The organism is Verrucosispora sp. CNZ293 (assembly GCF_002754655.1).
Map to the genome: position 1 here is coordinate 5,378,718 of NZ_PEFR01000001.1, position 11,840 is coordinate 5,390,557.

Sequence of the window (11,840 nt, forward strand, 5' to 3'; positions counted from 1 at the left end):
GTGGTCGGTACCGAACAGCCGTGTCGTGGTGGCACCGAACGGAAAACACGGCCACGTCGTCCGGTAACTTCCCGACGGCGACGCGTGGGCGGAATCGGCTAGGGTGCGACTCATGCCGAGCGACGTGATCCGTGTGATCTACCGCAAGTTCGACGGCAGCGCCCACCGCGACTACCCGGCCCGCCGGCTGGCCGAGGACGACCTCGGCATCTGGCTCGGCGTGTCGGCCGGCACCAGCTCGGTCTACCACGGCCGGCCGTCGGTCGAGCAGATTCCCTTCGTGCTGCTGGTGCCGCACCACGCCTGGTGGACGGGCATGTTCAACCCGCCGCCGCGCACCAGCGAGGTCTACTGCGACATCGCCAGCCCGGCCCGCTGGGAGGGCGAGGACACCGTCCACCTGATCGACCTCGACCTGGACGTGGTCAGGCGTCGCGAGACCGGCCTGGTCGAGCTGCGCGACGAGGACGAGTTCGCCGAGCACCGGGCCCGGTTCGGGTACCCGGACGACCTGGTGGCGGAGGCCGAGGCGGCGGCCCGCTGGCTGCTCGGCGCGCTCGGTGACGGCACGGAGCCGTTCGCCACCTCGTACCGCAAGTGGTTGGCCCTGGTGGTCTGACCGCCTCCCCCGGCAGCGTCGAACCCAGCCGGGCACGACGCGGCGCCGTCTCGCGGACCGACGGTCTGCGGGTGATGATGCTCCGATGGTGGACGACTGTGGCTTTGACGTGGTGGCGCCGACCGGCGGCGCGGTACGCGACCTGCTCCGGGTGCCGCCCGGTGGACCTGTCGACCTCGGGGAGATCGACACCCGCTCGACTCCGGGGCTGCCCGGCCCCGAGGTGACCTGGCCGGACCGCAAGACCTGGGCCCGGCGGCAGGTCGCCCGGCTGGGCGCGGGGCTGGCCGGCCGGCAGGAGATGCTGTTCGCCGGTGCCAAGGCCGACCCCGGCGTCGGACGGCGGGTGCTGCTGGTGCTTCAGGCGATGGACTGCGGTGGCAAGGACGGCACGGTCAAGCGGGTGGTCGGGGCGATGAATCCACTCGGCGTGCACATCCGGGCGTTCGGCCCGCCGACCGCCGAGGAACTGCGGCACCACTTCCTGTGGCGGATCCGCCGGGCCCTGCCACCGCCGGGGCACCTGGGGGTCTTCAACCGCTCGCACTACGAGGACGTGCTGGTGCCCCGGGTCCAGGAGCGGGCTCCGGAGGACGTCTGGCGGCCCCGGTACGCGGAGATCGACGAGTTCGAGCGGGAGTTGACCGACGCCGGGGTGGTGGTGGTCAAGGTCTTCCTGCACATCTCCAACACCGAGCAGGCGCGGCGGCTGCTGGCCCGCCTGGACGATCCGACGAAGCACTGGAAGTACCACCCGTCGGACGTCGACGCCCGGGCCCGTTGGGACGACTACCAGGCCGCGTACGCCGAGGTCCTGGCCAGGTGCGGTACGGATCTGGCGCCGTGGTACGTGGTGCCGGCCGACCGCAAGTGGTACCGGGACTGGGCGGTGGCGCACCTGCTGCGTGAGACGTTCGACACTCTTGATCTGGGGTATCCGCCAGCCGACTTCGACATCGAGCGGGAACGGGAGCGGCTGCTGGGAACCACGGGGCCGGTGAAGGTGAACAGAAGTTGAACGAGCGGTGAATGCGATCTGGCCAGGGGTGGGCCGGCGAATCGCCGATCTGACGGTTCCCTAGCATTCCCTCAGCAGGGCGCCGAGCGGCGGGCTGCCACCCCTTCCACCCGACACGACGAGGTCCGTGCTGTGAGGTTTTCCTTCCGCCCCAACGAGGGCGCTTTCTACGAGCTCTTCACCAGGGCCGCGCAGAACCTGGTCCGGGGTACCGAGCTGCTCAACGAGCTGGCCCTGCCCGACGTTGAGGTGCAGTCGGTGAGCGAGCGGCTCACCGAGGTGGAGCACGACAGCGACCAGATCACCCACGAGTTGTACAAGAAGATCAACTCCACGTTCGTCACCCCGTTCGACCGCGAGGACATCTACCGGCTCGGCAGCCTCCTGGACGACGTGATGGACCACCTGGAGGCGGTGGGCAACCTGCTCTACCTCTACGGGCTGACCAAGCTGCCGTCGTTGCCACGGGAGATGCACGAGCTGGTGCACGTGCTCGACCAGCAGGCGAAGCTGACCGCTGACGCGATGCCCCGGTTGAAGTCGATGAAGGATCTCGAGGACTACTGGATCGAGATCAACCGGCTGGAGAACGACGGTGACCAGGCCTACCGGATGCTGCTGGTGCGGCTGTTCTCCGGTGAGTACGACGCGTTGACCGTGCTGAAGATGAAGGAGGTCGCCGACGAGCTGGAGGCCGCCTGCGACGCCTTCGAGCACGTCGCCAACACCGTCGAGACCATCGCGGTCAAGGAGTCCTGAGCCTGTGAGTCCCGAGCTCATCGCCGTGCTGGCGGTGATCGGGGTGGCCCTGGTGTTCGACTACACCAACGGCTTCCACGATGCCGCCAACGCGATCGCGACAAGCATCTCCACCCGGGCGCTGACCCCACGGGTCGCCCTGGCCATGGCGGCGGTCGGCAACTTCATCGGTGCCCACTTCGGCGCCGAGGTCGCCAAGACCGTCGGCAGCGGCCTGGTCGAACTGCCCACCGGCGTCTCCAGCCTCGGCATCGTCTTCGCCGGGGTGATCGGCGCGATCACCTGGAACATCATCACCTGGTACTTCGGCCTGCCCTCGTCGTCCTCGCACGCCCTGATCGGCGGCCTGGTCGGCTCGACGGTCGCCGCTTCCGGGACGGTGCTCTGGACCGGCATCGGGGAGAACGTGATCATCCCGATGATCCTGTCGCCGATGGTCGGCTTCATCCTCGGCTACATCGTGATGGTCGCGGTGCAGTGGATCTTCCGGAACGGGCACCCGGGCAAGCTGAACCGGGGCTTCCGCTGGGCCCAGACCGCCTCGGCGGCGGCCATGTCGGTAGGCCACGGCATGCAGGACGCCGCCAAGACCATCGGCATCGTGGTGCTGGCCCTCTTCGTCGGTGGCTTCCAGGACGACGCGACGTACATCCCGGAGTGGGCGTTCTGGACCTCGGCGGCGGTGCTGGCGGCCGGCACCTACGCCGGTGGTTGGCGGATCATCCGGACCCTGGGTCGGAAGATCATCGACCTGCGTCCACCGGAGGGCTTCGCGGCCGAGACGGTGGCCAGCGGCGTGCTCTACTTCAACGCCCTGGTGCTCGGCGCGCCGATCTCGACCACGCACACGATCACCTCGGCGATCATGGGTGTGGGTGCCACCAAGCGGCTCTCCGCCGTGCGGTGGGGCGTGGCCGGCAACATCATCGGAGCCTGGATCCTGACCTTCCCCGCCGCCGGCTCGATCGGCGCCCTGATGTACTTCCTGGTCCGTCCGCTGTTCAGCTGAGCTGGTCGAGGGCCCCTGGTCGGCCAGGGGCCCTTCCACCAGCCGTCAGATGTAGGAGACGCCGATCTGGGCGCGGATGTCGTCCAGCAGGCCCATGATCTCCAGCGTGGCCGAGTGCGGCACCAGCGGGCTCTCGGTCAGCCCCTCGGCCAGGCACCGCTGCACCTCGACGGCCTCGTGCTGGTAGCCCGAACCCGCAAGCTCCTCGGTGATCGTCTCCGGCTCCGCGCCCGCGCGGTGCAGGGTGAACCCATCGGGCCGGAAGAACGGCTCGGGCAGGTCGATCCGGCCGGTGCTGCCGGTGATCGAGGCGGTGAGCCCGGAGGCCCCCACCATGCCGCAGCTCAACGTGGCCACCGCCCCGGAGTCGTAACCGAACACCAGACCTGTGTTCTCGTCGGTGCCCTCCGGACCGAGCTTCGCCCAGGACCGCACGTGCTGCGGCACGCCCAGCAGCAGGTGGGCCAGGCTGACCGGGTAGACGCCGAGATCCAGCAGTGCGCCGCCGCCAAGTGCCCGGGCGCGCATCCGGTGTTCGGGCGGGAACGGCCCGGCGACGCCGAAGTCGGCCCGGAGCCCGGTCAACGTGCCGATCGCGCCGTCGGCGATCAGTTGGCAGACCCGCCTGATGAGCGGGTTGCACCGCATCCACATCGCCTCCATGAGGAAGACCCCGGCGGCGCGGGCGGTGTCGATCAGTTCGGTGCTGGTGGCCAGGTCGAGAGTGAACGGCTTCTCCAGCAGCACCGGCCGACCGGCGGTGAGGCAGGTCAGGGCCGCCTCGTGGTGGGCGGCGTGCGGGGTGGCGACATAGACCACGTCGACGTCGGCGTCGGCGGCCAGTTCCGCCCAGGAGCCGTACGCCCGTGCTGCGCCGTGCCGTTCCGCGAAGCGCCTCGCGGACTCGGCGGTACGTGAGCCGACCGCGACAAGTTCGGCCCCCGGCACCAGCCGGAGGTCCTCGGCGAAGCGGGCGGCGATGTGGCCGGTGGCCAGGATGCCCCAACGAGTCATGGCGCGACGCTACCGAAGATCAGCAGGGGGCTGTACTGCGCATCCACGGGTCGGGACTAGGCTCGGCGCATGAGGACCGACAGGGGCTTCCCGGTGCCGCCGGCGCTTGTGGAGCACGCCCGGCGCTTCCGGTCCTCCGGCGCGGCGCCGGCGGTGCCCAGGGTGGCCGCCACGGTGCTGCTGCTCCGCCCCGCCGATGACGGCTTCGAGGTCTACCTGATCCGCCGGGTCGCGGCGATGACGTTCGGCGGCGTGTACGCCTTCCCGGGCGGTGGGGTGGACCCCTCGGACTCCACCACCCACCTGGACTGGGCCGGCCCGACACCGACGGACTGGGGCGTACGCCTCGGACTGGCCCCGGCGGCGGCACAGGCGGTGGTCTGCGCGGCGGCCCGCGAGGTCTTCGAGGAGGCCGGCGTGCTGCTCGCCGGGCCGGATCCGGCCCGGGTCGTCGGTGACGTCAGCGACGACGGTTGGGAGGCCGCCCGGGCCGATCTGGAGCAGCGGCGTACCGGCTTCGCCGACCTGCTCGCCGGGCGGGGGCTGACCCTCCGGTCGGATCTGCTGCTGCCGTGGAGCCGGTGGGTGACCCCGGAGTTCGAGCCGCGCCGGTTCGACACGTACTTCTTCGTGGCGCTGCTGCCGGAGGGGCAGCGGACCCGCGACGTCTCCGGTGAGGCCGACCACACGCTGTGGATCCGGCCCGCCGACGTGGGGGAGCGGGCCGCGGCCGGCGAGTTGACCATGCTCCCGCCCACCCTGGTCACCCTCGGCGAGGTGGCCGCCTGCGCCGACCTCGCGGCGGTGGCCCGGGCGGCGGCGACCCGGGACGCGGTCACCCCGATCACGCCCCGCCTGGACCTCTCCGACGCGGACCAGCCCCGGTTCCACCTGCCCTGAGGCGGATCAGCCGAGCTGGTAGCTGACGTGGGCGGCCCAGCGGGCGAAGCCGAGCCGCTCGTAGAGCGCCACCGCGCCGGTGTTCGACTCGTCGACGTAGAGCATCACCCGGTCCAGCCCGCGCTTGTCGCGCAGGTACGCCAGCCCGGCCGTGGTCAGGGCCCGGCCGAGCCCGCCACCGTGCGCGGTGGGCTCCACCCCGAGCACGTACACCTCACCGATGCGGGCGGAACCGGGTCGCTCGTGCACCTTCGTCCAGTGGAAGCCGAGCAGCCGACCGGTCGCCGACTCGACGGCGAGCAGGAAGCCGGCCGGGTCGAACCACGGCTCGGCGAGGCGTACCCGCAGGTCCTCGGCAGTCCACCGGCCCTGCTCCGGATGGTCGGCGAAGGCTCGCGCGTTGAGGGCCAGCCAGGCGTCGTCGTCGCTGCCGGGGCGGAACGCGCGCAGGGTCACCCCGTCGGGCAGGCGCGGTGCGGACAGCGGGGCGTCGAGCGGTCGACGCAGTTGCCAGAGGACCCGGGCGCGCTGGAAGCCGAGATCCACCGCGAGGGCCGCCGCCGATGGGTGGTCGCCGTGCGCCCACGCCCGCAGCGGCCCGGCTGCGGTGGCCAGCACTCCCCGGGCCAACGCCCGCCCGGTGCCCCGCCGCCGGTACGCGGGGTGCACCATCAGCTCCACACCGACCCCGCTCTCCGGGTCGGTCGTGTCGAGGTGGGCGTACCCGGTGAGGGTGCCGTCCGCGGCACGCGCAACCAGATGGCTCGCCGCGGCATGCTCGTCGCGCAGTCGGAGCAGCACATGTTCGTCCATCGGGTCCGCACCGTCGGCGTCACCTGCCGTACGGGCGAGCGCCAGCACCTCGGCGATCTCCGCCGGACCGAGTCGGTCGACACGGCTGACCTGGTCGCTGCCCGACTGGGTGCTGCTCATCGCATCACCGTAACCGTAGCGCGGGCGCGCCGGTCCGAGTGGCGGGTGGTGCGCCCGTCACAGTCCGCGCGGCGGCAGCGCCTGAACCTCGAACCGGCCAGCCAGTTCCGGCAGGATCCGGTACAGCGCGTTGACGGTGCCCTGACGGTCGCCGCCCGCGTCGTGCAGCAGGACTATCGAGCCGGGCCGCGCCGCGTTGAGCACGGAGCTGGCGATCCGGCTGGCTCCGGGCGCCCGCCAGTCGGACGGGTCCAGCGTCCAGTGCAGCGGTGTCATGCCGAGGTCCCGGGAGACGGAGATGACCGGGTAGGTCCAGGCGCCGCCGGGCTGCCGGTACCAGGCGATAGGAGCGTCCGGCACCGCGGCGCGGATCGCCTCGCTGGTCCGCATCAGATCGGCCCGGATCGCATCGGGTGAGCGGGCGCCCAGGGCGACGTCATGGTCCCAGCTGTGGTTGCACAGCGTGTGCCCCTCGGCCACGATCTGCTCGACCAGCCACGGGTACGCCTGAGCGTTCTTGCCGACCACGCAGAAGGTGGCCGTGACGTGGTAGTCCCGCAGGATCGCGAGGACCTGGGGGGTGTAGTCGGGGTGCGGACCGTCGTCGAAGGTGAGCGCGACGCCTGCGGTGCCGGTGCTCACCCGGGTACCCATCGGGCCGATGTTCGGGTCCTGCTCCTGTTCGTCGGAGCCTTGCGACCCGTCCAGCCCGGCGTGCGGCGAACGGCTGGCGTCGGGTTCGGCGTCGATAGGTGCGGACTGGTCGGCGTACTCGGGGTGGTCCGCGCCGGTCGCGGTGACAGCGGTGTCGGTGCGCGACGGGTCCGGTACCAGGCTTCGTCCGAGCAGGTACGCCGTGCCGAGCACCGCCGTCACCACGAGCGTGATGATTCCGACGGCTCGTGCCGCCCCCACCTGGTTACCGCCCACCAAAGCCCCCGCTGGTCAACTGGCAGTCACGATAAGACCTGCCAGTCGACCAAAAAGGGCATATCGGAATTTTAGCCTTCGATGCTGAGGGCGCGCACCGGCAGCGGCGTGTGCTCGGCAGCCTCCGACAGGGTCCGCGACGGTGGCACCACGAACTTGTAGCCAACCTGCCGCACGGTCCCGATCATCGACTCGTACTCGGAGCCGAGCTTCGCGCGCAGGCGGCGAACGTGCACGTCGACAGTCCGGGTGCCGCCGAAGTAGTCGTAGCCCCACACCTCGCGCAGCAACTGATCGCGGGTGAACACCCGACCCGGGTGCTGGGCGAGGAACTTCAGCAGCTCGAACTCCTTGTAGGTGAGGTCGAGCGGGCGACCCTTGAGCTTCGCGGCGTAGGTGTCCGGGTCGATCATCAGCTCGCCGGCCCGGATGGAACCGCCGGCACCGGCTGTCGCGTTGCTCAGTCTGCCGACCGCGAGCCGCAGCCGGGCCTCCACCTCGGCCGGGCCGGCGGAGGCGAGGATGACGTCGTCGACGCCCCAGTCGGCGTTCAGTGCGATCAGTCCGGCCTCGGTGACCACCGCGACGAGCGGTACGCCGAGCCCGGTGGCGTGCAGCATCCGGCAGGTGGCCCGGGCCTCGCTCAGCTCGGAGCGGGCGTCGACAAGCACGGCGTCCGGGCTCGGGCCAGCGACCAGGGTGCGGACGTCGCGGGGTGCGGTGCGAACCGAGTGCGGCAGCAGGTCCAGTGCCGGTAGCACTGCGGATGGTTCGCCTGCCCGGGCGGTCACCAACAGCAGGATCTCCACGATCACCTCCGTCCCGGCGGCCGGTAGCGGCCGCGCGCGACCAGCGGCACGCCTGCGGGGTGTGGCGCTGGGAACTTCCGTGGGTCCCGGCGTCGCTGACGGGCGGGTTTCGCCGTTGAGCGTAACCGATTGGTCGGGCGCGACCTCGACGCGGTTTCCTCTTTGCCCCATCTGCCCCTGATCGCGGCTCAGGTTTTAACGTCGCGGAAACGCTGGCACCCGCGATGTGAGGTTGGTCTGGCACGATCGGTGGGTGTTTTCCTCCAACTCGCCCGAGACCGGCCGTGACCCGTGGACCGAGGACGCGTCCGCCCCGCCCGGTACCGGTCCGGTCGTGGAGACCGACGAGCGGCGCTCCCGTGGCCCACGCCGGCTGCGCCGTGGCGGTTCGGCCCGCCGTCCCGACGACGAGCCGGACGCTGACGACGAGGAGGACGAGGAACCGCCGGTCGAGGTACGCCGGCAGCTCTCCCTCGCCATCGGCGGCTTCGCCGCGCTGCTCGGCCTCGGCCTGGTGCTCGCCGCGCAGACCTCCAATCCTGGGTACCGGCTGCCCTTCACCCTCGTGGTGCTCACCGTGCAGGTGCTCTTCCTGCTCGCCTGGACAATGGTCACCCGGCCGCCCGCGTTGGCGGTCGTCCTCGGGGTCGGCGCGCTGACCGCGGTGACGGCCGACGTCGTGGCCGTACGGTCGGCCGAGGCCCGGTTGGCGCCGCTGCTGTACGTCGCGGTCGGCGGGGTGCTCGCCGCGGTGCTCGGCCAACTGGTCCGGCGGGTGGACCGGGTCCGGGTGACCGACTCGCTGCGGACCACCGCGACAATCGTCTTCGGGGTGGTCGCCTTCGCCACGCTCATCGTGCTCACCCGGATCCCGGCCGGCACCCAGGCGATAGCCGTCTGCCTCACCGCGGCCGGGGTGGCGCTTACCGTCGCCCGACTGACCGACGCCGTCGCGGCCTGGCCGCGACTGGCGCCGCAGGTGCCCAGGGGCGCGGCGGGAGTGGTCGGCGGCGCCATGGTCGGCACCCTGGCCAGTGCGCTTCTCGGTGGGTACCTGGTCACCCCGTTCACCCCTACCCGGGCCGCGATCATCGGCCTGGTGGCGGCCGTTGTCGCAGTGCTCGGTGACCTCGCCGTCAGCTACGCGGAGGCGGGTCGACTGATGGCCGGCGAGGTGCCATCGGTCTGGGCCGCCCGGCACGTGCAGGGGCCGCTCGGCGGTTTCGCGATGGCGGCGCCGGCCGCGTACCTGATGTGCCGGCTGGTGCTCTGACAGCCGGCACCTGGCGGCACGTGCCGGCCGCGCGAGATTGAGAAATCCGGACCAGGGGTACCACCGGGTCGCCGCTGGCGGCATCGAGGTACGACGAGACAGGAGGCGGCGTGGAGCAGGAGCAGGCGTACGGACAGCGGCCACGGCGACGTGGACGCAAGGTGCTCATCGGGTTCGTCGTGCTGCTGCTCGTACTCGCCGGACTGGTCGCCATCGCCGACCGGGTGGCCGCGAGCGTGGCCGAGCGCACCATCGCCGACGAAGTGCGTCAGCAGGTCGCCGAGCAGGGGGCGCAGTCCTCGCCGCCCGAGGTCGAGGTGGGCGGCTTCCCGTTCCTCACCCAGGTGCTCGACGGCCGGTACGAACGCATCTCGATCAAGCTGCGGGACGTGCAGGCGTCGGTGCAGGGCGACGCGGTCGCGCTGCCCAGCCTGGACGTCGACGCCCGGAACGTACGGGCCTCGCTCGACACCCTGCGCACCGGCCAGGGTGAGGTGGTGGCCGAGACGGTGAAGGGCACCGGCACCATCAGCTACCAGAGCCTGGCGGCCCTGCTCGACCGGGAAGGGCTGACCCTCGGCGAGCGGGACGGGCAACTCGCCGTCACCGCCCCGGTGGACGTCCTCGGCCAGCGGCTGACCGTCACCGGTACCGCCGACATCGTCGTCGGCGAGGAGGGGCAGGTGGCGTTGAAGTTCGACGACCTGAACGCCGAAGGGCTGCCGGACGTGCCGTTGGCCCGCACCCTGGTGAACAACTTCGCCCGCAGCATCTCGGTCGACGTGCCCCTGCCGGAGTTGCCGTTCCAGCTCACCGTCCGCGAGGTCCGGCCGCAGCCGCAGGGGCTGACGGTGACCGCCGACGCACGGGACGTGCCGATCAACTCGGCCGGCTGATCGCCGGCCCGGCGTCCCGGATGCTGGTCGGGCCGGTAGAGATATCTGGGATCGCTGGTAGGCTCCCTGCTCATGGGGACGCTCCTCACCAAACGGCGCGCGGTCGACCTGTGCCGCGTGGCCACCTGCCTGTGTCGCCCCGTCATCTGACGGCGGGGCTGTCTCGGGCCGCTCAGCGGCCAAGGCACTCGGGGTCGCGTACCTAGTTCCCGGTGCATCCCACCAAACGCCCGGCAGCGGCGCCGTCGCACGAACCCGTGATCCGTTCCTAGCTATGGGTCCCGCGCGTGGTGCGACACCTCCACATCCCACGACCTCCGCGCGCTGGCTCACCATCCATCCTCACCAGGGAGTGATCTGATGAGTCGCGACACCGCACTCGTCTCGGCCGAGTGGGCCGAGAAGAACCTCGACGCCCCGGGCGTCGTCTTCGTCGAGGTCGACGAGGACACCTCGGCCTACGACTCCGGCCACATCGCCGGTGCCATCAAGCTGGACTGGAAGACCGACCTTCAGGACCCGGTCCGCCGGGACTTCGTCAACAAGACCCAGTTCGAGGCGCTGCTCTCCGAGCGGGGCATCAGCAACGACGACACCGTCATCCTCTACGGCGGCAACAACAACTGGTTCGCCGCGTACGCGTACTGGTACTTCAAGCTCTACGGCCACCGCGACGTCAAGCTGCTCGACGGCGGTCGCAAGAAGTGGGAGCTGGACGCCCGCCCGCTGGTCAGGGACGCGGTGACCCGCCCCGCGACGCAGTACACCGCCGGCGACCCGGACACCACCATCCGGGCCTTCCGCGACGAGGTCGTCGACGCGATCGGCACCAAGAACCTGGTCGACGTGCGCAGCCCCGACGAGTACGCCGGCCGCCTGCTCGCCCCCGCTCACCTGCCGCAGGAGCAGGCGCAGCGCGGTGGCCACATCCCGACCGCTATCAGCGTGCCGTGGTCGAAGGCGGCAAACGAGGACGGCACCTTCAAGTCCGACGACGAGCTGCGCAAGATCTACGGTGAGGCCGGGCTGGACGACAGCAAGGAGACGATCGCCTACTGCCGGATCGGCGAGCGCTCCTCGCACACCTGGTTCGTCCTCCAGGAGCTGCTGGGCCACCGCAACGTGAAGAACTACGACGGATCGTGGACCGAGTACGGCTCGCTTGTCGGTGTGCCGGTGGCGCTCGGCGATGAGCCGGGGGAGGCCTGAGATGACCGCACCCACCGCAGCGAGCACCGCCGCCGCCGGCTGCGCCGCCCCGGACCAGGCCGCCCCGCTGCCGGCCGGCCTCGACCTGGAGCGGGAGACCGTCATCACCGGTGTCGTCCGCTCCGCGGCGGGCGAGGCGGTGCCCGGCGCGTACGTCCGGCTGCTCGACTCGACAGGTGAGTTCACCGCCGAGGTGGTGACCTCACCGGCCGGTCAGTTCCGCTTCTTCGCCGCACCTGGTGCCTGGACGTTGCGGGCGCTCTCCCGCCAGGGCAACGGGGACACCACGGTGACCGCCGGTCGCGGCATCAACGAGGTGTCCGTCACCGTCACCGACTGACCCACGCGCTGATCGTCCCGTGGCCCGCGTACCTCCCGCCGGAGGAACGCGGGCCACGCGCCGTCCGGGCCACCGCGCAACTGCGCTGACGTTGCTGCTTCGATGACGGCCGGATGCGGCAGTGTCCCCGA

The 11,840-nt window shown here is 71.2% G+C and carries 14 protein-coding genes; 10 read left to right on the forward strand and 4 right to left on the reverse strand.

Going from position 1 to position 11,840, the window contains the following annotated elements; translation table 11 throughout:
- Positions 1-112 precede the first annotated feature (112 nt).
- From CLT74_RS24515 to CLT74_RS24530, 4 genes are all read left to right on the forward strand, one after another.
- Positions 113-619, forward strand: a complete 507-nt coding sequence (locus tag CLT74_RS24515) for a ribonuclease FAU-1 family protein (protein ID WP_099849253.1) — start codon at positions 113-115, stop codon at positions 617-619.
- Between the two features lie 85 nt (positions 620-704).
- Positions 705-1,637, forward strand: coding sequence for a PPK2 family polyphosphate kinase (locus CLT74_RS24520; RefSeq protein WP_099849255.1), 933 nt, complete (start codon positions 705-707; stop codon positions 1,635-1,637).
- 132 nt (positions 1,638-1,769) lie between these two features.
- A complete protein-coding gene (locus CLT74_RS24525; protein ID WP_099849257.1) occupies positions 1,770-2,396 on the forward strand; it encodes a DUF47 domain-containing protein in 627 nt (208 codons plus the stop codon).
- Positions 2,397-2,400: 4 nt separating this feature from the next.
- A complete protein-coding gene (locus tag CLT74_RS24530) occupies positions 2,401-3,405 on the forward strand; it encodes an inorganic phosphate transporter (RefSeq protein ID WP_099849259.1) in 1,005 nt (334 codons plus the stop codon).
- 45 nt (positions 3,406-3,450) lie between these two features.
- On the opposite strand, the gene CLT74_RS24535 is transcribed toward CLT74_RS24530, so the two are convergent.
- A complete protein-coding gene (locus CLT74_RS24535) occupies positions 3,451-4,419 on the reverse strand; it encodes a Gfo/Idh/MocA family protein (RefSeq protein ID WP_099849262.1) in 969 nt (322 codons plus the stop codon).
- Positions 4,420-4,488: 69 nt separating this feature from the next.
- Here CLT74_RS24535 and CLT74_RS24540 point away from each other — a divergent pair, with 69 nt between their 5' ends.
- The gene (locus CLT74_RS24540; protein ID WP_099849265.1) at positions 4,489-5,319 is read left to right on the forward strand and encodes an NUDIX domain-containing protein; all 831 of its coding nucleotides are present in this window, start codon (positions 4,489-4,491) and stop codon (positions 5,317-5,319) included.
- A gap of 6 nt (positions 5,320-5,325) precedes the next feature.
- On the opposite strand, the gene mshD is transcribed toward CLT74_RS24540, so the two are convergent.
- The 3 genes from mshD to CLT74_RS24555 all read right to left on the reverse strand — a co-directional run bounded on the left by mshD (position 5,326) and on the right by CLT74_RS24555 (position 7,997).
- A complete protein-coding gene (mshD, locus tag CLT74_RS24545) occupies positions 5,326-6,252 on the reverse strand; it encodes a mycothiol synthase (RefSeq protein WP_099849267.1) in 927 nt (308 codons plus the stop codon).
- 57 nt (positions 6,253-6,309) lie between these two features.
- On the reverse strand, positions 6,310-7,185 hold the full coding sequence (locus CLT74_RS24550) for a polysaccharide deacetylase family protein (protein WP_486582561.1): 876 nt from the start codon (positions 7,183-7,185) through the stop codon (positions 6,310-6,312).
- A 68-nt stretch (positions 7,186-7,253) separates the two neighbouring features.
- A complete protein-coding gene (locus tag CLT74_RS24555; RefSeq protein ID WP_199172257.1) occupies positions 7,254-7,997 on the reverse strand; it encodes a response regulator transcription factor in 744 nt (247 codons plus the stop codon).
- Between the two features lie 247 nt (positions 7,998-8,244).
- On the opposite strand from CLT74_RS24555, the gene CLT74_RS24560 reads away from it, so the two are divergent.
- From CLT74_RS24560 to CLT74_RS24575, 5 genes are all read left to right on the forward strand, one after another.
- Entirely contained in the window at positions 8,245-9,264 is a 1,020-nt protein-coding gene (locus tag CLT74_RS24560) for a hypothetical protein (RefSeq protein ID WP_099852823.1), read from the forward strand.
- Between the two features lie 110 nt (positions 9,265-9,374).
- Positions 9,375-10,160, forward strand: a complete 786-nt coding sequence (locus tag CLT74_RS24565; protein ID WP_099849271.1) for an LmeA family phospholipid-binding protein — start codon at positions 9,375-9,377, stop codon at positions 10,158-10,160.
- Positions 10,161-10,232: 72 nt separating this feature from the next.
- Positions 10,233-10,310, forward strand: a complete 78-nt coding sequence (locus CLT74_RS31550) for an Ms5788A family Cys-rich leader peptide (RefSeq protein ID WP_311202345.1) — start codon at positions 10,233-10,235, stop codon at positions 10,308-10,310.
- A gap of 210 nt (positions 10,311-10,520) precedes the next feature.
- Entirely contained in the window at positions 10,521-11,369 is an 849-nt protein-coding gene (locus tag CLT74_RS24570) for a sulfurtransferase (protein ID WP_099849274.1), read from the forward strand.
- Position 11,370: 1 nt separating this feature from the next.
- Positions 11,371-11,709: a DUF1416 domain-containing protein gene (locus tag CLT74_RS24575; RefSeq protein WP_099849276.1), complete on the forward strand. Its 339-nt coding sequence runs from the start codon at positions 11,371-11,373 to the stop codon at positions 11,707-11,709.
- Positions 11,710-11,840 lie beyond the last annotated feature (131 nt).

Coding starts and splice junctions, on each gene's coding strand:
- CLT74_RS24515 (WP_099849253.1), top strand. CDS start 113: ATGCCGAGCGACGTGATCCGTGTGATCTACCGCAAGTTCGACGGCAGC.
- CLT74_RS24520 (WP_099849255.1), top strand. CDS start 705: ATGGTGGACGACTGTGGCTTTGACGTGGTGGCGCCGACCGGCGGCGCG.
- CLT74_RS24535 (WP_099849262.1), bottom strand. CDS start 4,419: ATGACTCGTTGGGGCATCCTGGCCACCGGCCACATCGCCGCCCGCTTC.
- CLT74_RS24540 (WP_099849265.1), top strand. CDS start 4,489: ATGAGGACCGACAGGGGCTTCCCGGTGCCGCCGGCGCTTGTGGAGCAC.
- mshD (WP_099849267.1), bottom strand. CDS start 6,252: ATGAGCAGCACCCAGTCGGGCAGCGACCAGGTCAGCCGTGTCGACCGA.
- CLT74_RS31550 (WP_311202345.1), top strand. CDS start 10,233: ATGGGGACGCTCCTCACCAAACGGCGCGCGGTCGACCTGTGCCGCGTG.
- CLT74_RS24570 (WP_099849274.1), top strand. CDS start 10,521: ATGAGTCGCGACACCGCACTCGTCTCGGCCGAGTGGGCCGAGAAGAAC.
- CLT74_RS24575 (WP_099849276.1), top strand. CDS start 11,371: ATGACCGCACCCACCGCAGCGAGCACCGCCGCCGCCGGCTGCGCCGCC.